The sequence below is a fragment of the Streptomyces sp. NPDC007205 genome (genome assembly GCF_040634095.1).
Taxonomy (GTDB): domain Bacteria; phylum Actinomycetota; class Actinomycetes; order Streptomycetales; family Streptomycetaceae; genus Streptomyces.
Map to the genome: position 1 here is coordinate 572,875 of NZ_JBEYEW010000001.1, position 20,318 is coordinate 593,192.

General features: G+C 71.8%; 20 protein-coding genes and 1 pseudogene. 11 read left to right on the forward strand and 10 right to left on the reverse strand.

Translation table 11 applies throughout. The annotated features are described in order from the left end of the window. Positions 1 to 3: 3 nt before the first annotated feature. On the reverse strand, positions 4 to 1,587 hold the full coding sequence (locus ABZ624_RS02550) for a glycerol-3-phosphate dehydrogenase/oxidase (protein ID WP_360081732.1): 1,584 nt from the start codon (positions 1,585 to 1,587) through the stop codon (positions 4 to 6). Then, on the reverse strand, positions 1,584 to 2,183 hold the full coding sequence (locus ABZ624_RS02555; RefSeq protein ID WP_360081734.1) for a TetR/AcrR family transcriptional regulator: 600 nt from the start codon (positions 2,181 to 2,183) through the stop codon (positions 1,584 to 1,586). Before ABZ624_RS02555 ends, ABZ624_RS02550 begins: the two co-directional genes overlap by 4 nt. A 120-nt stretch (positions 2,184 to 2,303) precedes the next feature. Between ABZ624_RS02555 and ABZ624_RS02560 the strand changes: the two genes are divergently transcribed. From ABZ624_RS02560 to ABZ624_RS02570, 3 genes are all read left to right on the forward strand, one after another. Beyond that, entirely contained in the window at positions 2,304 to 3,896 is a 1,593-nt protein-coding gene (locus tag ABZ624_RS02560) for an FAD-binding oxidoreductase (RefSeq protein ID WP_360081736.1), read from the forward strand. Between the two features lie 67 nt (positions 3,897 to 3,963). Then, positions 3,964 to 4,845, forward strand: a complete 882-nt coding sequence (locus ABZ624_RS02565) for a YegS/Rv2252/BmrU family lipid kinase (protein ID WP_360081738.1) — start codon at positions 3,964 to 3,966, stop codon at positions 4,843 to 4,845. A 101-nt stretch (positions 4,846 to 4,946) separates the two neighbouring features. After that, on the forward strand, positions 4,947 to 5,324 hold the full coding sequence (locus ABZ624_RS02570; RefSeq protein ID WP_360081740.1) for an NUDIX domain-containing protein: 378 nt from the start codon (positions 4,947 to 4,949) through the stop codon (positions 5,322 to 5,324). A gap of 39 nt (positions 5,325 to 5,363) precedes the next feature. On the opposite strand, the gene ABZ624_RS02575 is transcribed toward ABZ624_RS02570, so the two are convergent. Together ABZ624_RS02575 and ABZ624_RS02580 are read right to left on the reverse strand one after the other, a co-directional pair. Continuing rightward, positions 5,364 to 5,837, reverse strand: a complete 474-nt coding sequence (locus tag ABZ624_RS02575; RefSeq protein WP_360081742.1) for a GreA/GreB family elongation factor — start codon at positions 5,835 to 5,837, stop codon at positions 5,364 to 5,366. 297 nt (positions 5,838 to 6,134) lie between these two features. Continuing rightward, on the reverse strand, positions 6,135 to 6,767 hold the full coding sequence (locus ABZ624_RS02580; RefSeq protein WP_360081744.1) for a YdeI/OmpD-associated family protein: 633 nt from the start codon (positions 6,765 to 6,767) through the stop codon (positions 6,135 to 6,137). 104 nt (positions 6,768 to 6,871) lie between these two features. Between ABZ624_RS02580 and ABZ624_RS02585 the strand changes: the two genes are divergently transcribed. Next, positions 6,872 to 7,933: a YihY/virulence factor BrkB family protein gene (locus ABZ624_RS02585; protein WP_360081746.1), complete on the forward strand. Its 1,062-nt coding sequence runs from the start codon at positions 6,872 to 6,874 to the stop codon at positions 7,931 to 7,933. A gap of 30 nt (positions 7,934 to 7,963) precedes the next feature. Here the strand turns inward: ABZ624_RS02585 and ABZ624_RS02590 are convergent, their stop codons facing one another. Next, positions 7,964 to 8,713 carry an SDR family oxidoreductase gene (locus tag ABZ624_RS02590; protein WP_360081748.1) on the reverse strand — a complete coding sequence of 250 codons (750 nt, stop codon included), beginning with the start codon at positions 8,711 to 8,713 and terminating at the stop codon, positions 7,964 to 7,966. 536 nt (positions 8,714 to 9,249) lie between these two features. On the opposite strand from ABZ624_RS02590, the gene ABZ624_RS02595 reads away from it, so the two are divergent. Both ABZ624_RS02595 and ABZ624_RS02600 read left to right on the forward strand, forming a co-directional pair. Beyond that, the gene (locus ABZ624_RS02595) at positions 9,250 to 9,495 is read left to right on the forward strand and encodes a hypothetical protein (protein WP_360081750.1); all 246 of its coding nucleotides are present in this window, start codon (positions 9,250 to 9,252) and stop codon (positions 9,493 to 9,495) included. A gap of 411 nt (positions 9,496 to 9,906) precedes the next feature. Beyond that, positions 9,907 to 11,220, forward strand: coding sequence for a hypothetical protein (locus ABZ624_RS02600; protein ID WP_360081753.1), 1,314 nt, complete (start codon positions 9,907 to 9,909; stop codon positions 11,218 to 11,220). 231 nt (positions 11,221 to 11,451) lie between these two features. Here the strand turns inward: ABZ624_RS02600 and ABZ624_RS02605 are convergent, their stop codons facing one another. Beyond that, complete coding sequence (locus ABZ624_RS02605) at positions 11,452 to 12,048, reverse strand: CGNR zinc finger domain-containing protein (RefSeq protein WP_360081755.1); 597 nt, start codon at positions 12,046 to 12,048, stop codon at positions 11,452 to 11,454. 56 nt (positions 12,049 to 12,104) lie between these two features. On the opposite strand from ABZ624_RS02605, the gene ABZ624_RS02610 reads away from it, so the two are divergent. Both ABZ624_RS02610 and ABZ624_RS02615 read left to right on the forward strand, forming a co-directional pair. After that, on the forward strand, positions 12,105 to 13,349 hold the full coding sequence (locus ABZ624_RS02610) for an MFS transporter (RefSeq protein WP_360081757.1): 1,245 nt from the start codon (positions 12,105 to 12,107) through the stop codon (positions 13,347 to 13,349). Positions 13,350 to 13,400: 51 nt separating this feature from the next. Continuing rightward, on the forward strand, positions 13,401 to 14,357 hold the full coding sequence (locus ABZ624_RS02615) for a hypothetical protein (RefSeq protein ID WP_360081759.1): 957 nt from the start codon (positions 13,401 to 13,403) through the stop codon (positions 14,355 to 14,357). A 102-nt stretch (positions 14,358 to 14,459) separates the two neighbouring features. On the opposite strand, the gene ABZ624_RS02620 is transcribed toward ABZ624_RS02615, so the two are convergent. Together ABZ624_RS02620 and ABZ624_RS02625 are read right to left on the reverse strand one after the other, a co-directional pair. Continuing rightward, the gene (locus tag ABZ624_RS02620; RefSeq protein ID WP_360081761.1) at positions 14,460 to 15,173 is read right to left on the reverse strand and encodes a hypothetical protein; all 714 of its coding nucleotides are present in this window, start codon (positions 15,171 to 15,173) and stop codon (positions 14,460 to 14,462) included. Positions 15,174 to 15,326: 153 nt separating this feature from the next. Continuing rightward, positions 15,327 to 15,563, reverse strand: coding sequence for a GNAT family protein (locus tag ABZ624_RS02625; protein WP_360081763.1), 237 nt, complete (start codon positions 15,561 to 15,563; stop codon positions 15,327 to 15,329). Between the two features lie 145 nt (positions 15,564 to 15,708). Here ABZ624_RS02625 and ABZ624_RS02630 point away from each other — a divergent pair. Further along, positions 15,709 to 15,840: pseudogene (locus tag ABZ624_RS02630) on the forward strand (GNAT family N-acetyltransferase); the annotation flags it as partial. 90 nt (positions 15,841 to 15,930) lie between these two features. On the opposite strand, the gene ABZ624_RS02635 reads toward ABZ624_RS02630, so the two are convergent. Together ABZ624_RS02635 and ABZ624_RS02640 are read right to left on the reverse strand one after the other, a co-directional pair. Continuing rightward, the gene (locus ABZ624_RS02635; protein WP_360081765.1) at positions 15,931 to 16,329 is read right to left on the reverse strand and encodes an ACT domain-containing protein; all 399 of its coding nucleotides are present in this window, start codon (positions 16,327 to 16,329) and stop codon (positions 15,931 to 15,933) included. A 105-nt stretch (positions 16,330 to 16,434) separates the two neighbouring features. After that, complete coding sequence (locus ABZ624_RS02640) at positions 16,435 to 17,592, reverse strand: erythromycin esterase family protein (protein WP_360081767.1); 1,158 nt, start codon at positions 17,590 to 17,592, stop codon at positions 16,435 to 16,437. A gap of 102 nt (positions 17,593 to 17,694) precedes the next feature. On the opposite strand from ABZ624_RS02640, the gene ABZ624_RS02645 reads away from it, so the two are divergent. Next, the gene (locus tag ABZ624_RS02645) at positions 17,695 to 18,435 is read left to right on the forward strand and encodes a TioE family transcriptional regulator (protein WP_360081769.1); all 741 of its coding nucleotides are present in this window, start codon (positions 17,695 to 17,697) and stop codon (positions 18,433 to 18,435) included. A 156-nt stretch (positions 18,436 to 18,591) separates the two neighbouring features. Further along, positions 18,592 to 20,250, forward strand: a complete 1,659-nt coding sequence (locus ABZ624_RS02650) for a penicillin-binding transpeptidase domain-containing protein (protein WP_360081771.1) — start codon at positions 18,592 to 18,594, stop codon at positions 20,248 to 20,250. Positions 20,251 to 20,318: the final 68 nt, after the last annotated feature.

Sequence of the window (20,318 nt, forward strand, 5' to 3'; positions counted from 1 at the left end):
ACGTCAGGCCTGTACGGCCGCCGCCTCGGCCAGTACCTCCCGTGCCACGGGGAGTACTTCGGCGCGGTCCTCCGGCACCAGACCGATGCGGGTACGGCGGTCCAGCAGGTCGGACTCGTCCAGCGCGCCCTCGTGCAGCACCGCCCACAGCAGTTCCGCGCGGGTGACCGGGTGACCCGGCAGCACCGGCTCGGCCAGGGCGGGGTCGTGTGCCGCGAGGGCGTGTACGGCCTCGGCCTCGATGCCGTAACGGCGCACCAGGTGCCGGGGTGCCGACAGGGCGCGCAGCCGGGCGGGCGCGGCGGCGCCGACCAGCGGCAGTGCGGCGGTGGGGGAGGGTGCGGCGGGCAGGCCACGGGCGGCGGTCGCGGCGTCCACGGCGTCCTGCGCCATCCGCCGGTAGGTGGTGAGCTTGCCGCCGACGATCGTCGTGACCCCGTCGGGGGAGGTCAGCACCGCGTGCCGACGGGAGATGTCGGAGGTGCGGGCCGGTGCGCCGTCCGGGCCGTCGGGTGCCGACGTGTCCAGCAAGGGCCGCAGCCCGGCGAAGGCGCCGACGACCTCCTCCCGGGCCACCGGTGTGTCCAGGACCGAGCCGAGCACGTCCAGCAGGAAGCCGATGTCCGTCTCGGGCACCTCCGGGACGTCCGGGATCCCGCCCTCGACCGGCTCGTCGGTGAGGCCGACGTACACCCGGCCGTCGCCCTGGGGCAGGACCAGGACGAAGCGGTTGGTCTCGCCGGGGATCGGGATGTGCAGGCCGGCCGGCAGGGTGCCGAGCCGTTCCGAGCGCAGGACCAGGTGGGTGCCGCGGGAGGGCCGGATCCGGATGCCCTCGACGAGACCGCCCGCCCACACCCCGGCCGCGTTGATGACCGCCCGGGCCCTGATCTCGCCCTCCTCGCCGGTGAGTTCGTCCCGGATGCGGGCGCCCGTGCCGGTCAGCTCCAGCACCCTGACCCGGGTCAGCACCCGTGCGCCGTGCGCGGCGGCGGTCCTGGCCAGGGCGGTGACCAGCCGGGCGTCGTCGGTCACCTTGCCGTCCCAGGACAGCAGTCCGCCGCGCAGCCCGGCCGCGCGCACCGAGGGCGCCAGATGCCGGGCCTCCGTCGCCGTCAGCCGGCGCGGCCCGGGCAGCACCTGGCGCGGGGTCCGGGCGGCCAGTCGCAGCATGTCCCCGGCCCGGAACCCGGCCCAGGCCAGCGAGGTCTGGGCCTTGGACACCAGCGGGGTCAGCGGCAGGACGAACGGCTGGGCGGCCACCAGGTGCGGGGCGGTCCTGGTCAGCAGCACCCCGCGTTCGACCGCGCTCTCGTGTGCGACGTCGAACTGGGCGGAGGCCAGATAGCGCAGCCCGCCGTGGATCAGCTTCGAGCTCCAGCGGGAGGTGCCGAAGGCCAGGTCGTGGGCGTCGACGGCGACGACGTCGAGCCCGCGTGCCGCCGCGTCCAGTGCGGCTCCGGCTCCCGTGGCGCCGAGGCCGACGACCAGGACGTCGGCGACCCTGCCGTCCGCGGCGTCGGCCAGTTCCTGCCTGCGGCGGTGGGCGCTGAGGGACGAGCCCGCGTGGGACCTGCTGTGGCTCATGGCGTGAGGGTCCTCTCCAGGAGGGTGCGCAGCTCGGCGAGGAAGGCGGTGGAGTCGAGCTCCGGATCGTCCTCGTCGGTCATCGTGCGCAGGGACAGGGTGAAGGACTGCACGGTCAACAGCAGGGCGCGGGACTGCCGTTCGACATGGCCGGGGCGTACCGACCCGTCCGCGTGGCCCGCGCGCACCGCGTCGGCCAGCAGCGCCAGCAGTGCCTCCTGGCTCGCTCCGCGCCGGTCGAGCACATACGGCAGCAGCAGTTCCGGGTCGACGTCGACGATCTTGCGGAACAGCGGGTGCGCCCGGAAGGCCTCGACGCCCGCCACCAGTCCGTCCACGATCCGGGTGCGGGTGTCCGTGCCGTCGGCGGGCTCGGGGATCGCCCGGGTTGCCACGTCGATCCACTCCCGGGTCATCAGATCGCCGACCAGGGTCCGCAGGTCCGGCCAGCGCCGGTACAGCGTCATCCGGGACACGCCGGCGCGGCGGGCCACGTCGGCGAGGGTGGTGCGGCGGACGCCGACGGCCAGCACGCAGTCGCGCACCGCGTCGAGCACATGATCGTTGTCCGAACCGTTGTGACGAATAGGCGTCATGTGTCACAGTGTAACGCCCCGGGAGTCGGGCGGAGCAGCCACCGTCGCCCCGGGCACGGCCACCGGCCGCTGCGCGAACCGAGCACACCGAGCACACCGACCTGTGAGGACGACCGTTCAATGGACATGCTGTGGAACGGCTGGGGCGACCCGGCCAAGGCGGCACCGCTGCCCGACTCGGTGACCGGACTGCTGCGCGACCTGCTCGGCGTCAAGCCCCGCACCACCCCCGCCCTCTGCCTCGAGGACATCCGCCTGCCCGGCACCATGGCCGCCCCGGCCGCACTCAAGGCCCTCGTCGAGGCCGTCGGCGGCGACGACCACGTCCGCACCGACGGCGAGAGCCGCATCCGGCACACCCGCGGCAAGTCCACACCCGACCTGCTGCGCATCCGCACCGGGGACCTCTCGGACGTCCCGCAGGCCGTGGTCCTGCCCGCCTCCCACGACGAGGTCCTCGCCGTGCTGCGCGCCTGCGCCGCGCACGGCCTCGCCGTCGTCCCCTTCGGCGGCGGCACCTCGGTCGTCGGCGGACTCGCCCCCCAGCGCACCGCGTTCATCGCCCTCGACCTGCGCCGCATGAACGGCCTGCTCGATCTGGACCCCGTCTCGCGCACCGCCGTACTCCAGCCCGGCCTGCGCGCCCCCGAGGTCGAAGCCCTGCTCGCCGAACACGGCTTCACGCTCGGCCACTTCCCGCAGTCCTTCGAATGGGCCACCATCGGCGGCTTCGCCGCGGCCCGCTCCAGCGGACAGGCCTCCGCCGGCTACGGCCGCTTCGACGAGATGGTCCTCGGCCTGACCGTCGCCACCCCCGAGGGCACGCTCGAAACGGGCCGCGCCCCGCGCTCCGCCGCCGGCCCCGACCTGCGCCAGCTCATCCTGGGCTCCGAAGGCGCCTTCGGTGTCATCACCTCCGTCACCGTACGCATCCGCCCGCTGCCACAGCAACGGATCCACGAGGGCTGGCGGTTCGCCTCGTTCCAGGAAGGAGCCGCCGCGCTGCGCAGGCTCGCCCAGGACGGACCCCGGCCCACCGTGCTGCGGCTGTCGGACGAGACCGAGACCCTCATCGGCCTCGCCCAGCCCGACGCCATCGGCGGCGACCTGGCGCAGAGCACCGCCGGCTGCCTCGCCATCACCGGCTACGAAGGCACGGCCGAGGACACCGCGCTGCGCCGGGAACAGGCGGCGGCCGTCCTCACCGCCTGCGGCGGCACCCTCGTCGGAGCGGAACCGGGCGAACGCTGGGCCCACGGCCGCTACTCGGCGCCGTACCTCCGCGACGCCCTCCTCGACGTCGGCGCCTTCGCCGAGACCCTGGAGACCGCGGCCTTCTGGTCCCGCATCCCCGACCTCTACACGGCCGTCCGCACCGCACTCACCGACACCCTCACCGAGGCCGGCACCCCGCCCCTGGTCATGTGCCACATCTCCCACGTCTACGAGAACGGCGCCTCCCTGTACTTCACGGTCGTCAGCGCCCAGGGCGATGACCCGGTGGCCCACTGGACGCCCGCCAAACACGCCGCCAACGAAGCCGTACTGGCCGCCGGTGGCACCATCTCCCACCACCACGGGGTCGGCACCGACCACCGCGACTGGTACGTCCGTGAGGCCGGACCGCTCGGCATCTCGGCCCTGCGCGCCGTGAAGCGCCGCCTGGACCCCGAGGGGCTGCTCAACCCCGGCGTCCTGCTCCCCACCGACTGACCCCCTGATACGACTCGTCCACCAGTCCGGCCGACCCATCAGATCCGCCTGCTTCGGAGGCACACCGATGCGACAGTTCACCGCCGTCGTCAACCCCACCGCGGGCGGCTCCACCGGGGCGGCGACCGTGCTGCACCTGGCCCGGCTGCTGCGCGAGGCAGGAGCCGAGCTGGCGACGGAGTACAGCCACAGCCTCGCCCATGCCCAGGACATCGCCCGCCGCGCCGGCGAGCGCGGCCGGATCGTGCTGGCCGTCGGCGGCGACGGGATCGCCGGCGGCATCGGCGGCGCGCTCAGCGGCACCGGCACCGTCCTGGGCCTGGTACCGGCGGGACGCGGCAACGACTTCGCCCGCGCCCTGAGGCTGCCCGCCGACCCCGCCGCACTCGCCGACGTCCTGCTGCACGCCGAGCCCCGGCCCGTCGACACCATCGAGGTGGAGTCGGCCGTCCACCCGCGCACCGTGGTCCTGGGCAGCGTCTACGCCGGCGTGGACGCCGTGGCCAACCGGCACGCCAACCACGCCCGGCTGCTGCGCGGCGCCGCCTCCTACTACGCCGGCGGCCTGCGCGCCGTCACCACGTGGCGGGCGGCCGACTACCGCGTCACCGTCGACGGCGAGGAGCACACCCACCGCGGCTACACGGTCGTCGCCGCCAACTCCCCCTACTACGGCTCCGGCCGGCTCATCGCCCCCGACGCGCGCGTCGACGACGGACTGCTGGACGTGGTGATGATCCGCGAGGCACCGCGCAGGCTGTTCTTCACCCTCATGAACGAGCTGAAGACGGGCGCCCACATCCACCGCCCCGAGGTGCGTGTCCTGCGCGGCAGGGAGCTGCGCATCGAGGCGAGCCGGTCCATCCCCTACGGAGCCGACGGCGAGGTCGACGCCACCCTCCCGGTCACCGTGCGGGTGCGTCCCGGAGACCTCCCCGTGCTGTACTGACCACGATTTCACGGGAGGTGACACGGCGTCGGTGCAGGACGGGCCGGCCTCGGGTAAGGGAGGAGGACCGGCCGGGCGCGCCGGGGGAAAGGTGGTCGGTCATGAGGCTGGAGCCTGCCGAGGGTGTGGTGCAGGCGGTCGTCCTGTACGACGGACGGCTGCTGCTGGTGGCGGACGGCGACGCATGGACGCTGCCGTCGGGCACTCCGCAGCCGTCCGAGCCGGCCCAGGCCACCGCGGAGCGCGTCGTCTACGAACTCACCGGCTACCTTGTCGACGGCACCGAGCCCCTGGCCACGCACGGCACCGCCCCGGCGGACGGGGCCTCTGCGGTGGTGTGCCAACTGCTGAGCGAGTCCCCGTCGGACGGAGCCGCCCTCGCGCCGGAGCAGGTGCGCTGGGTGCCGATCCCCGAGGCCGCCGACTCCGTGCTCCCGGCAGTCGTACGCGCGTACCTTCAAGGACACACACCCGTATGAGCCCAGCCGGGCTCACCCCGGTTCCTCAGCGCCGGTTCCTCAACGGGACTGGCCGTCCCCGATCGACACGACCACCGCACTCGACGGGCCGTCCGGTGTGTCGAAGTGCACCGAGTCACCGGCGCGACGCCCGAGCAGCGCACGGCCGAGCGGGCTGTCCGAGGTGACCAGGTTCTGGTCGAAGGCCTCGGCGACCTCGCCGATCTGGAGCGTCTCCTGCGCGCCGTCCGGGAAGCGGACGGTGACCGTGCTGCCCACACCGACCTCATCCGTAGGAGGAGGCCCGGACACGTCCGCTTGGCGCAGCCGCTCGGTGATGTCCTCGATACGGCGGTCCAGACGGTCGAGCTGATCGGCGCGCCGCAACTCGTCGGCCTGGTCTGCCTGGTCGCCCACACCGGCGCTGTCGTGCAGCGTTCCGGCGACGAGGCGGCGCTCGTCGCGCAGATCGGCCAGTTCCTGCTCCAGCGCGTGCCGGGCCGTGGCGCTGATCGGCTTCGGGTCACCGGCCATTCCGGCTCCTCTGGTCCAGGGAAGGACATTCACGAGTCGGGCATTTTTCGCATCGTATCAACGAGGGTGGCGTGTGGAGAGGTGGTCAGTCCCGATATAGCGTATTTATGGATAGACCATCCGTATTCCGCCCGTATCGCGTTCTCTCTCTCAGGAGGTTTTCCATGTCCTCGAAGCGACGCCGGAAGAAGAAGTCGCGGCGCGGCCATGCCGCCAACCACGGGAAACGGCCTCAGTGCTGATGCGCCGGCCTTCTCGCGGGCCAGGTGGCGGGCGACCGTTAGGCGCAGATGTCCCTCATCTCGGCGGCCAGGGAGTCCCAGAGGGGTGGATCTTCTGCTGCGCGGCGAGCATGGCGACGAACTTCTCGATGCGCGCCGCCCGGGTCTCCGGCTTTTTGGCGTCCTGGATCCGGTAGAGGATCGCGTACCGGTTGCGGCTGTCGAGGGAGGCGAAGAAGTCCCGCGCCTCCGGGGCGGCGGCCTCCAGGGCGGCCCGGAGATCGTCGGGCACCGTGGCCGCGCCCTGGTTCGCGTACGCCGCCTCCCAACGGCCGTCCGCCCTGGCCTTCTCCACCTCCCGCAGGCCGGCCGGTCGCATCCGGCCCTGTTCCGTGAGTTCGGTGGCCTTCTGCCGGTTCACCCTCGACCACTTGCTGCCCTGCCGGCGCGGGGTGAAGCGCTGCAGCCAGTGCCGCTCGTCCAGCTTCTTCTTCTGCCCGTCGATCCAGCCGAAGCAGAGCGCCGACTCGAGCGCTCCCGCGTAGTCGACGCCGGCGATCCCGGAGTCCTTCTTCGGGATCTTCAGCCAGACACCCCGCACGTCGGCGTGATGCTCCTCCAGCCATTTCTCCCACGCCTCCTGAGAGGCGAAGGCGAGGACCGGATCGGCCGCCTTCCGTGCTCCACCCGTCTGCTCCGCACCCGACATGAGGCACATCCAAACCCACCCCGATGGCGCGGTCAATCGGGTGCCACGGCCGATTGACGCGCAAGCCGGGGCTTGAGGCCGCGCGACCGGGTTACCCGACCGGCATGGCGAAGCTGCATCTTCCCCGGCGCCACCACCACGACGCCGACACGGCTCCGGCGCCCCGCGTCCCGGCACCGGAGGAGGCCGGGCCCGGCCGGCAGGTCGAGCAGGCCGCCCCCGACACCCCGGCGAAGCTGCCCAGGCGGGCCTGGGGCGCCGTGCTCAAGGGCTCGCTGCGCGAGTTCCGGGACGACGAGCTGACCGACCGGGCCGCCGCCCTGACGTACTACGGGGTTCTCGCCCTGTTCCCGGCGCTGCTGGTACTGGTGTCGCTGCTGTCCGTCGCCGGCAGGTCGACCACCGACAAGGTGCTGGCCAACCTCAGGCACCTCGCGCCCGGCTCCGCCCGGGACATCCTCACCCGGGCCGTGGAGCAGCTGCAGAACAACGCCGGCACCGGTTCCGTCATGGCCGTCGCCGGCCTCGTACTGGCGGTGTGGTCGGCCTCCGGCTACGTGGCCGCCTTCATCCGTGCCGCCAACGCCGTCTACGACATGCCGGAGGGACGGCCGGTGTGGAAGATCCTGCCGGTGCGGATCGGTGTCACGGTCGTGCTGATGGTCCTCGCCGTGGCCAGCGCGCTGATCGTCGTCTTCACCGGCGGCCTGGCCCGCCACGCCGGCCAGGCCCTGGGCGTCGGCGACATGGCCCTGACAGTGTGGTCGATCGCGAAGTGGCCGGTGCTCGTCCTGCTGGTCACCGTGATGATCGCGATCCTGTACTGGGCCACGCCGAACGCCAGGGTCAAGGGCTTCAAGTGGATCACCCCCGGCAGCGTCCTCGCGCTCGCGATCTGGATGATCGCCTCCGCCGGGTTCGCCTTCTACGTCGGCAACTTCGCCTCCTACAACAAGACCTACGGCACCATGGCCGGCGTCATCGTCTTCCTGGTCTGGCTGTGGATCAGCAACCTGGCGATCCTGCTGGGCCTGGAGTTCGACGCGGAGACGGTACGGCAACGGGCCGTCGCCGGCGGCCTTCCGCCCGGGGCCGAGCCCTACACCCAGCCTCGCGACACCAGGAAGTGGGGCGAGGAGGACGTACGCAGGCTGCGCGGGACGTGACTCCGGCGTGCCGCCTTCTGCCCCTCTCCCTCACGCCGCGTACCCGCCGTCCACCGAGAGTTCCGCGCCCGTCACGTACACCGCCTCCGGTCCCGCCAGGTAGGCCACCGCCGACGCCACCTCCTCGGCCGTGCCGAAGCGGCCGAGGGCGGTCATGGCGGCCTGGCCGGAGGCGAAGGGCCCGTCCGCGGGGTTCATGTCGGTGTCGGTCGGGCCCGGATGCACGACGTTCGCCGTGATCCCGCGCCCGCCCAGCTCACGGGCCAGCGCCTTGGTCAGCCCGACGACCGCCGACTTGCTCATCGCGTACAACGTGGCGCCGGGGCCCGGCGTGTGCCGGGTGACGCAACTGCCGAGGGTGATGATCCGTCCCCCCGGTGCCATCAGGGCGGCGGCGGCCTGGGCCGCCAGGAACACCCCGCGCACGTTCACGGCGATCAGGCGGTCCACGTCGGCGAGCGACATGCTCTCCAACGGCTGCATGAGTCCTACGGCCGCGTTGTTCACGAGGACGTCCAGGCCCCCGAGTGCCTCGGCCGCACGGGCCACCGCGCCCGCCGCCTCCTCCGCGTCCGCGGCGTCGGCGCGCAGAGCCACCGCCCTCCGCCCCAGCGCTTCGACGGCCCGCACCAGGTCGTCCGCCGCCTCCTTCCCCTGCACAAAGGTCACGGCCACGTCCGCGCCCTCCTGCGCCAGTCGCAGTGCCGTCGCCGCGCCGATGCCCCGGCTGCCGCCGGTGACCAGGGCCTTCCTGCCGTTCAGAGCTGCCTGTGAAGTCATGCCTCCATCTCACCGACGGGACGTGCGCGATGCTGGCGGCGAACGGACCTCGACCTGACGGCTGCACGCGCCGGGTGGTGTGGCTGCTGCGCCGCCGTTCCCTGGACCGTACGGCCTCGGCGCCGCTGCTGCCCGCCCACGCCGTCGCGTATCCGCACGTCACGGGCGCCGCCGTGCCGCCGCCGTGGGCGAGCCGGCCGATGCCCGGCGCCCCTCGTTTTGCCCGGACACCCCGTCGCGCCGGTTCCGCCCGGACCTCCCGGCGAGTGAGGAGAGCGAAGAGATCGCGGTCGACGGCGAAGCGGAGCCGGTGGTCGTGAACCGGCCCCGCGAAACGCATTCCGGTAGGCGGCGGTTGCTCGCGGCGCGGCAGGCAGGCACGCTGAGCGTCGGGTGCGGCGGTGTGAGTACGCGCGCGTGCGCAGATGAGTATGCGACCCGATACCCCGGCCCGACGGCGGTGATGGGGTGGTCGCATGCTTCCCGACGACGTGCAACCGTGCCCAGCCCACCGGACGTGGTGGAAGGCGCCTCTCGTGGCATCCCTGCTCGGCCTGCCGTTCCTCGTGCTGGAATACAAATGGTTCCGATCCGAGGACGGCGTCGGCTCCTTCGGAGGAGCGTTCTACTGGTCGGTCGGCCTGCTCGCCCTCTCCTGGGCACCGCCACACCGCCGGTCCCTGCGGATACCACGCGTGCTGGCCGCCGGCGCCGGACTCGGATGCGTCCTCCTTCCCATGCTGTTCGCACTCGCGCTGGGTGCGGCCATGGCCGGGAGCTGAGCGGACCGGGCGTGGCCCCTCGGACCCGGGGCTCCAAGTCCGGACACGCCCTCCGTCTGATCACCGCAGACCTCACGGCGGAGGGCCCTGGCAGCGTCCCGCCGCATCACCGACCCAAGACCGCTCGGCTTGCCGCCCTGCCCGGTCAGCACGTCACCGTGCCGCGGCAGCTAGTTGACGACGCGGGCGCACTGGTGGTTCGAGCTGAGGGAGGCGAACCCGTCTCCATCCGCGCTGGTCGATGTAGGCGGTGCCGTCGGCCACCACCGCCTCCGCCCGGGTGGTCAGCGGGGGCGGCCACGGCCAGACGCCTCCAGTTGAGCCACAACTGGTCGCCGCCGCGGACCGGGCGTTGTCAGTGCCGGGTCGTAGGGTGCGGAGCACGGCGCGTTTCCGGAGGTGATGGGGGTCATGATGCGCAGGCCGGTCGAGGGAGAAGTCCACGTCCACTACGGTCAGCTCTACGTCGAGAGTGATCCGGACAGCTACGGCCCGGATCTCGTCGAGGCGTTCGCCGGCCAGTCCTCCGGGCTGTGCGGTGCGGCGATCCCCGGAACCCTGTGGCTGACGACCGGACTGCACACGGGTGACGTCGGCTTCACCGTCGAAGTGCACGATCACGCCCCGCCGTTGGATCCGAGCTGGGAAGACGTCGTGGAGGTGTCCTTCCGCCCCGTCTCGGACAGTGCCGAGCTCGTACTGTGGGGAGGCGACGGCTCCTGGGAACTGGGCCTGGAAGAGATCGACTACCGGGTCCGCTACTGCGCCCAGGGCATGGACGCGGCACACGACGAGGACACCCGACTGCACGGCGAGCCGCAACTGGACTGCTACCTCCTGCAGTTCTGGCCCGCCCCGCCCATGCCGGACCGTGTCGTGAAACAGACCTCGGACATGGCGGCGTACTGGCACGACTACGCCCGCACGCTGCCACCCCCGCCCACCCCGGCCGAACGCGCCGAGGCCGAACGCCAGGCCCGCCTCGCACAGGAACAGGCGGAGAGGGAACGCGAACTGGCCTACGAACGCTGGGAGTGGGGCGGGCGATCACCCAGCCAGGCACTGCGCGACGTCGACGGCAACGTACGCGGCCTGCTCGAATTCGACGCGGCACTCGTGCACGCCATCGACGCCGCCGGCCCCGCCACACAGCGCGCGGTGGCCCTGCTCGCCGCGCGCCGTGCATGCGAGGCGGCGGGTCTCGCGGAGCTGGACTGGATCGCCGCCGGACTCACCGCCGTCGCCGAGGGACGACCGCTGCCGCCGCCGCTCGACGACGAGGCCCAGGTCTGGCAGACCCTGGGCACCGACCCTCGGGTCCCGGACAGGACCGTCGGCCGGGCCGTGCCGCCCGAGCGTCCCCCCTTCGACGCGCCGTCCGCCGGGGACGAGGTGTCCTTGCCGATTGCCGTGGCTGATCCCACCGCGCTGATCGTGGGGCCCGCGGCCGACTGGGCACCGGCGCCGGAGCCGCCCGAGTCGCCGGCAGCGACTCGGCCCACCGGCGCGGAGAAGTACACCCTGCGGGTCACCATCGGCGAGCTGGACCCCTCCCTGCGCTTCTCCCAGCCGCACATGGCCATACCCGCACTGCTCGCCGCCGCCGAGGCCGACCCGCTGCAGGCGGCCCTCGACGCGGTGTACGCGGGCGTCGCCACATACGGTGAGAACTACCCGGCCCTGCTGCGGGAGGCCTGGTCGCGGTGCGACGGCAACCGCGCATAGCAACGGACCGCGCCTCCCCCGGGGCAGACCTGCGCGGTTCCGTGTGCTCGACGCGGCCGTCGCGACCGGGCGGACACGGCTGTGGGTGACGGTGCGGACCCGGAAGGCGCCGTCGTTCGGGGTCGGAGAAGCTCGGCTTCCAGCGTGACCGCGTCTCCACGGACGACCGCGGCGCGTTGGTGTGGCTCCCCGCGCGCCTGCCGTGAGGAATCCGCGCGGCCGAACCCCCCGTCACCCGGGTGAGGGCGTGGAGCGGGCGCGCCGGTGGGCCGCGACACGCTCGCGAGTCGCGCAGCGCCGGGAGCAGTAGCGGCGTTCGGGGCCCGGCCCCTGGGTGATGAAGACGTTCCGGCAGACGCCCGACGCGCAGATCCTGCCGGGCGGGAGCTGACGGTCCCACACGAGAACGGTCAGGGCCAGGCAGGACGACGCGAGGAACCACTCGTCCCAGGGGGCGTCGTCGTCGCGGTCGATGTGGGGATGCCAGGGCGTGCCGCCCCCGTGCGAGGTCAGTCGGAGCGGCCCGGTGCGCTCGCTCAGCAGGCGGTTGAGGATGACGGCCGCCTCGGCGGCGTGCTCGGCGGCGAAGATCTCCCGCAGCCGGTCGGCGGCGTTCCGCATCCGCGCGACCTCACCGGCCGTGAGCTCGACAGGGCCCGTCTCGCCGTACGCACGCAGCACCTCCGCCACGTCGCAAGGGTCGGGGTGGTCCTCGGAGAGGGCGTTGACGAGGGCGGCGGTGCGGCGAGCCATGGTCAGGACGGAGTGCCGGGTGGACCAGTCGCCGTCGGTGACATGGAGGGAGGACACCACCACAATGTAACGCATATTGCAAAGGTTTAAGTTACCTCCGTAACGTCGTCCGAGTGATAAGGCGTTACGCAATGGCCTCCTATGTCGCGGGAGCAGGGGCGGCCCGGACCGGGGACGAGATGTCGGGACCGGCGCTGATGCTGGCGGGATTCGCCGTCGCCCGGTCGGCCTCCGACGCGTCGGCACTGCTCGCGGGCATCACGGTCGCGGCGGCGGCAGGTGGCCCGGTGCTCGGGGCGGTGCTCGACCGGCAGCAGCGGCCGGGGCGGCTGCTCGCCGCGGCGCTCGTCCTGTACGCGACCGGGCTGGTGGCGATCCTCGCCGGGCTCGGCCGGCTTCCGTTCACGGTCACCGTCGTGATCGCCGTACTGACCGGATCACTGGGGCCCGCGCTGTCGGGCGGCTGGACGGGCCAGCTGCCGCGCGTGGCGGCCGGCGACCGGCTGCCACGCGCGAACGCGCTCGATGCCATGACCTTCGGCATGGCGAGTCTGGCCGGTCCGAGTCTTGCCGGCGGCCTGGCAGAGGCCCTGGGCGCGTCGGCGGCCGTCGTGGTCTCGGCGGCGCTCATCGGCTCGGCGGCGCCCGCCGCATGGGCCCTGCCGGGACGTCCCGTACGGGCGAGGGGAGGGCAGCGGGGTTCGCTGATCGGCGACCTGGCCGCCGGAACACGGGTCATCGTCACGAGACGCCGGCTGGCACGGGCGACCCTGCTCTCGGTTCTGTGCTCTGCGGCGCAGGGCATGCTGACGGTCTGCGCCCCGCTGCTGGGCGAACGAGTTCTCGGCGGAGCGGGCCGAGGTGCGTTCCTACTGTCCTGTGCGGCCCTCTCGGCTCTGGCGGCCAACGCCGTACTGGCCCGGTTCCCATGGTCCACGGCCCCCGACTCGATCATCTGGGCCGGCGCCCTGATCCAGGCCGGCGCGCTCGCGCTCGCGGCAACGGGCCGCCCCGACGTGCTCGTCCTGGCCCTACTGCTGACCGGAATCGGCGAAGGACCGCAGCTCACCGCCCTGTTCGCGGTACGCCACCGGGAGGCTCCGGACCGGCTGCGCGGCCAGATCTTCACCACCGGTGCCAGTCTGAAGATCACCGGCTTCGCCTCCGGCGCGGCGATCGCCGGCCCGCTCGCGGCATGGTCCCTCCCGGGCACCCTGGCCACGGCAGCGGGCGTGGCGGCCGTAGCGGCGCTGGTTTTCCGCGCTGTACCGCTGGGCGCCGCAGGATCGGGGTCACCCACTTCCTGCCCGGCACCCGGAATACCGGCAACCCGACCGTCGCCCGGACAGATGACGGATGATACGTGTAAACCATAACGATCTCGGCCCAGCCCTTGTGTCCTCACAGATCCGCCCTAGCCTCCGGCCATGGCATTTCTTTCAAGTCGCCGCAAGAGGGCCCGCCTCGCTCCGGAACTCGACGACCAGGAGTTGGGCAAGCTGCTGAAGTCTCTCGTGGCGACCTCCAGGACCGGCACCTTCGGGACCACCGAGCTGTGTGTGGCGCAGATGTCCCGGCTCCTGGAGCAGGACCCGGGTGACTGGGACCGCCGGACGCATCGCATCGACGTCCTGGCGGGATACCTCGTCGGATCCCATCTGCCGCGGTCCTGGGTGACGAGGGAGCCCCACAGCGCGAACGCGCTCGTCCTGCACGCCTGGACCCAGGTGGCGCAGGCCCGCGCCCAGGGGCACCTGGAGGACCCCGCCGACACCATCGAGGCCTGTCTGCGGGCTGCCGAACTGGCTCCGGACGACCCCACTCCCTGGGTGGCTCTGCTCGCCGTGGCACGCCTGGAACGCCGTGAGCAGTCCCAGGTCTTCGGGGTGTGGAACGAGGTGCTCGCCCGCGATCGCTGGAACCGCGAGGCCTATATGAGCATGCTGGCCTACCTCAGTCCACAGGAGGCGGGATCGCGTATCCAGGTCCTGGAGTTCGTGGACAGCCTGGGCGCCCGCATGCCCGCCAACGCGCCGTGTGCCGCGACCGAACTCACCGCCCAGATCTTCCAGTACCACTCCATCCTCGACCGCGGCGGATTCGAGGCACTGGTCGCGCGTAACCACTGGTCCCAGGCGATGGCCGCGCAGGCCCTCGACCGCGTGGCACACACGTGGGGTCAGCCCGGCTTCCTCCGCCACGCCAAGGCGGTGGCCGACCTCAACCTCCTCGCCTACGCGCTGATGGCCGCGGACCGGCGCGCCGAGGCGCGTTCCGTCTTCGAGGCGATCGGTGGCATCGTCACCGCGTGGCCCTGGCAGACCGGAGGCGACCCGGTGACCGAGTTCGACCAGACGCGGCAGAGGGCCGGCGCCGGCCTGTGAGCCGCCTTCGGTGCCGACCGGAACCCGTCCCCCGAGCGGGCTGGGGACCGAGGCACCTCAGCGGCGCTCAGGCACGGCCAGGACGGGGCGAGGGGAACGCGGTCACTCGGCAGAGTGGGGCTGGGGCTCCTCCGCGTTCGCCGCCGCCGGCTCCGAGCCGGTGGGAAGGGTGTAGAACACGGACGAGCCCTGCTTGGTGCGCTGGGCGCCGTTGCGGGCCACGAGGTTCTCCAGAGTGGTGCGGATGACCTTGGTCTGGATCGCCCGGTCGGGGTGTGCCTTCTCGAGCGCCTCGGTGACCTCCGCGGCGGAGCGGGGCTCCTGCTGGTCCGCGAGATGGCGGCGGACGAGCTCGACGAGCGTGGGCTGAGCCGTCTGGGCGGCCGCCTTCTTCGCCGCGGGCTTGGACGCAGTGGGCTTGGACGCTGCGGGCTTGGACGGCGCGGGCTTGGACGCTGCGGGCTTCTTGACGGACCGCTTCCCGGGCTCGGACCGCTCCTTCCCGGGCTCGGACCGCTCCGCGGTCGCCTTCTTCGGCGCCCGGCGTGTGACGACGGTGGCGGTGGTCGTCTTCCGGGGGCCGGGCACCACGGCGCCGTCGGTGGTGGCGGATGCGCCCACCGAGGTCACACCGAGCGCCTGCTGCATACTGGTCAGAATGGTGTGATCATGCTGCAGGGCCGTCAACTGCTCCTGCAGCGACACGATTTCGGCGGAGATGCGCTCCTGTTCCTTGACGTTGCGCTCGAGGTCGTTGGTCACCTGGCTGACGTACTGCGAGGTCAACTCGGTGACGGGGGTGGTGGGCTCAGGCATCTGTCGCTCCGAGGGTGTGAGTGGGGTGCGCTCCTTTGCCTCCGGTGCGGCAAGCGCGGAGCGGGAGTTGTACTGCGGGTTCCCCGGCAGAGCGGGGAGGTTTCCTGCGGGGGTGTCCCGACACATGGATGATACGGGTGGGCCAACCGGTTTCTATCGAGTGAACCCTGTGCGTTGCGAGGAGGTACGCCATTCCTCCTCGAGGATGCTGAAGACCAGCGAGTCCCGCCAGCCGTCGCGCAACTGCAGAGTGTGGCACAGCCGCAACTCGCCGAATCCGTGGGCGAGAAGCCGGCGGCCGATGGCGGTGCCCATGCCCTGTCCCCAGATCCGGGGATGCACGATGTAGGAGATCTCCCCCTGACGGTGGACATCGCTGCGGACCTGCATCGCGCCCTTGCCCCACGGTCGTTGGGACGATGTGGCCCAGGCCCACAAGGCGGTCGGAACAGCCGGGCCGGGACCTCGTGGCCGCGTTCGGTGCCCTGTTCCCGAACGCCGAACTCGTCGAACAGCCCACAGCGGGACACTTTCCGTGGCTGGACGGGTCATGATGGACCGGGAGATACGGCCGGCGTCGGCGGCGGACGTCGAGGCGGTGGCCGAACTGCGGGCTGTGGTGATGAGGGCGGGGCTGGACCGTCTGGGGCGGTACGACGCACACCGGGAGAGCGAGGGCCCGGTGGACGTGTTCATGCTCCGCGAACCGGTCTCCGCCCCGCGCTGAGCCCCGTCGTCAGCGGACCGGTCCAGCGGCTCAGGCGGAGGCGTCGGACAGTCGCTGGAGGACGTCCACGGCCCGCTCGGCGTCGTCGTAGGGCACGAAGAGGTGGTCGTGGTGGAAACCGGCGACCACATTGCAGCTCAGGCCCGCGTCGGCGAGGGCGCGGGAGACGGCCGCGGTCAGCCCCACCGCGGCCAGCGCGGAGTGCACCCGCAAGGTGATCCAGCCGGCCACGTAGTCGTACGCCATTCCCGCCGCGTCCGCCTCCGCCTGTGGAACGACGAGGGTCAGGCCCTCCTGCTCGGCGACCGTCACCAACGGGGTGACGCCGGACGGCACGCCTCCCTCGGCCATGGTGAAGACATAGCGGCCCGGATTCAGCTCCGGACGCATGCCGCTGAGAAGTGTCTGCAGGTCAGTCTCGCCGGTCACGGACCCAGCCTACGGGGCGACCGGCCGCACATCAGGCAGGCGAGCCGTCACGGTCACGGCGTGGCAGCTCGCTGCGGCGGCGCGGGATCCGGCCCTCCTGCCGTGTCAGATGTGTGCGCGTGTGCCCGCGGTTGTGCCGTCGCTGATGTGCAGGACCGCGTCCACCGCGCCGAGCGTCGCCCGGTCGAGCGGGAAGTAGCCGTGCCTCGGGTGTGTGCCCGTTCGTGTGCGGGCGGACGGGTCCGCAGTGGCCGGTTCCAGGCCCCAGGTGGCGATACGGCTCTGGAGGCGGCCCTCATGGGTGTCCGGGGCGGGGTCCTGGAGTCCCAGAGTCTCACTGCGGCCCAGGCTGCCGGCGATGCAGACATACCGCTCGCCCAGCAGAGCGGCCACGATGGCGCCGGCACCGGACCACTGCGCGCCGAGGTCCCCCGGGCGCCAGGCACTCGCGTTGCGCTGCAGGTGGAAGTTGTGTGTGAAGACCAGGGTCGGGCCCCGCTCCTCCTCGACGGCTCGGATGTCCATCAGGTTCTGGGCCATGAGCGCGTCGCGGGTGGCGAGCAGGCAGGCTTCCCGGGAGCCCGGTTCGAGGGGCTGTGCCGACTGCCGGTGGTAGCGCAGCAGGCCCAGGCCGGCGGTGAGATGTGTCCTGGCCCTGACCCAGTCCTCGCGGGACGTCGCCGCCATCAGCTCCGGGGCGCGTCCGTAGAGCGCGAGGTGCATGTCGTCCGCGATCAGGCGCAGCCGCTCGGCCTCGGCCGTGGCGCCGGGTGACATGGTGTGGTCCAGGACCGCCTCCGGCCGGCTCCACCGTGTGTCGTCGCCGGTGAGTTCAGCCAGGTCGAGATCGAGCCCCAGGTAGTCGCGGGCGTGTTCCAGAAAGGTTCGTGGGCTGGGTGCGCTGAAGTTCTCCAGCGGCGCGTCGAAACCGTGGAAGGCCAGGCGTTCCTCCGGCGGCCGGTTGCGGTTGTGGTCGCGCATCCAGCCGACCAGCCTCCTGTTGGCGTCGTGGTCTCCGAAGCCGTGCGAGAAGCCTTCGCGCATGACCGCGTCGAGGCTTCCGGCTCCCTCCTGGACGTAGTCGTTCACGGCGAGCGCGGCCACGCGGTCGGTCTCGAGGGCGATCGACCGGAAGCCACGGTCGGTCAGCTGCGCGAACAGTTCGTTGCGGACCCGCCCGAAGGCCGGTTCCTGGTGTGTGGGCTCACCGAGCGCCAAGAGGTCGCATGCCGGGGTCACGAAGTCTCGGATGTCCTGACTCATGGACCTCAATCGTATCCTTGAAAGGACGGTTGAGGCTTCTGGAAGGCCATTACGCTCGGACGATGCTGTTCAAGGGAGAGGCCTGGGATAAAGTCTCAACCGATGATCACCTTGCGACCGACCGACCTCGCGCGCGAGCACGGCATCTCGACCCAGGCCGTACGCAACTACGAGCAGCACGGGTTCATCCCGGCCGCCGAGCGCACCTCCAGCGGCTACCGGATCTACACCGAGGTGCACGCGGCAGCACTGCGTGCCTACCTCTCGCTGGTCCCCGCGTACGGGTACGCCGCCGCCGGTCAGATCATGAACGCCGTCCACCGGGACCGACGCGACGACGCTCTGACGATCATCGACCGCGGCCACGCTCAGCTGCTTCGCGACCGGGACACGCTCGAAGCCGTGCGCACAGCGGTGAACCACCTGACAGCGCAGTCCCCGGCTGCCCCGGATCCCGCACCGGATCGCGGAACCCGCACCGTCGGCGAACTCGCGCACCAACTCGACGTCACCCCGGCGACCTTGCGCAACTGGGAAAGCGCCGGCATCCTCAGGCCCGCCCGGGACCCGGTGACCGGATACCGCGTCTTCCACGCCGACGACATCCGTGACGCCGAACTGGCGCACCTCCTGCGGCGCGGGGGCCATCTCCTCGACCACATCGCCACCGTGGTCCAGCAGATCCGCACGGCCGGCGGTACGGACGCGCTGGCTGCCTCCCTGGACACCTGGCAACAAAGACTCACCGCCCAGGGCCTCGCCATGCTGCACGCCGCCACGCGCCTCAGCGCTTACCTGACCCACCGCGACAGCGAGAACGGAGGACTCCACCGTTGCCCGTAGATCCCCGCCCAGGCCGGCGCGCCAGAGGTCTGGAAAGAGTGGCCCTTGTCGAGTGCCGAGGTCTTCGATCGCGTCAGTTCCGGTGGCTTGACGTTCCGATAACGATCTCCCGACTTTCGGCACGCGTTTTCATGGAACGTACATACGATCCTCTTCATGAACAGAGCTGTGAAGATCGGCCTCGCCGGTACGTGCACCGCGCTGCTCGCCCTCGGGGGACTCGGTACCTACCACCTTGTGCATGGCCTGACCTCCGGTTCAGCGGGTGAGGACACGACCAAGGAGGCACGCGGTTTCGACCCCTCGGCGGTGTCGGGTACACCCCCGTCGGGAGCCGAGGCGAAGAAGCTGACCCATGCCTTCCTGGACAGTTGGTCCCAGCAGCACCTGGAGGGTGCTGCGAGCGACACCGACATACCGGACACCGCCTCGCAGGCACTGCGCGACTACGCCGACGGCCTGCACCTGAAGAAGCTGTCGTTCGATCACATCCTGTCCGCCGGACCCTCATCGGTGACGCCGGGAGCCACCAAAGTCACCTTCGACGTCACCGCCGAGGTCACGGGCGGAACCTGGAGCTATCCGAGCGCGGTGGCGGTGCGGAAGAGCACGAACGGCCAGCTGGCGGTCCACTGGAACAACTCCGTGCTCTATCCGGGCCTGGGCGACGGCCAGTCGCTGACGGCGGGCAAGCTGCCGGCCGGCTCGACCGGCGCGAAGGTCGTCGCGAGCGACGGAAAGACCGACCTCTCCCACTTCGCGTCGCTGCGGGACGTCGCGGCGACGATCGGCAAGAACGCGAAGCCCACGGGGGGCACGCCGGGAACCGGTGTGGCCGTGGTCGACGGCGGCGGCGCGGGCGTGAAGGCGCTGAAGGTCTTCACCAAGGGCCGGCCGGCGATCGTCAGGACCACCATCGACGCCGCCCTCCAGACGGTGGCCGAGCGCGCCGTGAAGGACCCTCACCTTCAGCAGAAGCCCGCCGGGACCGTGGCGCTCGACTGGCGCAACGGCCACATCCTCGCGCTGGCGCACACGGGCGACGACGGTGACATCGCCATCAACGGCATCAAGTCCCCGGGCTCCACCATGAAGATCATCACCTCGGCGGCCCTCTTCGACAAGGCGGGCCTCACTCCGAACAGTCCCGCCCCGTGCACGGACTCGCTGGTGGCCAACAGCCAGCTCTTCCACAACGACTCCGGTGTGCGGGCCGACCCGGGCGCCTCCCTCGCGCAGGCGTTCACGGTGTCCTGCAACACCTCCTTCATCAAGGACGGTTTCCGCCACCTCGTGCACGACGGCGACGCCTCCGCCCTGCACGACGAGGCCGTGAACGTCTTCGGCATGGGCAGCTGGTCCATCGGCGGCGGCGTCGCCACCACCGACCCGAGTATCCCGGCGGACGTCCAGGGCGGCGACCAGGCGGCCCAGTTCATCGGCCAGGGCAAGGTCACCGCCACGCCCCTGTCCATGGCATCCGTGGCGGCCACCGTCCGCAACACCGGCTTCGAGCAGCCGATCATCCTGCCCGGACAGCACCAGGACACCGCGTCCCGGCCGATCTCCGCCCGCACGGCCGGCTATCTGCAGTCGATGATGCGCAACGTGGCCACCAGCGGTACGGCGGCTCCGCGACTGGGCGGACTGGCGGGCGTCGGCGCCAAGACCGGCACCGCGGAGGAGGGGGACCACACCAACGGCTGGCTCACCGCGTACAACTCCCGTATGTCGGTGGCGGCGCTGGTCGAAGGCGGCAGCTCCGGTGTCGACTCTGCCGGGTACGTGGTCCGGCGACTGCTGACCGGCAGCTGACCGGGGCGTAGCCCGCGCAAGGGCCGATTCGGGGTGGGTAGTGGCCCGTGTGAGCGCCGATGGGCGTG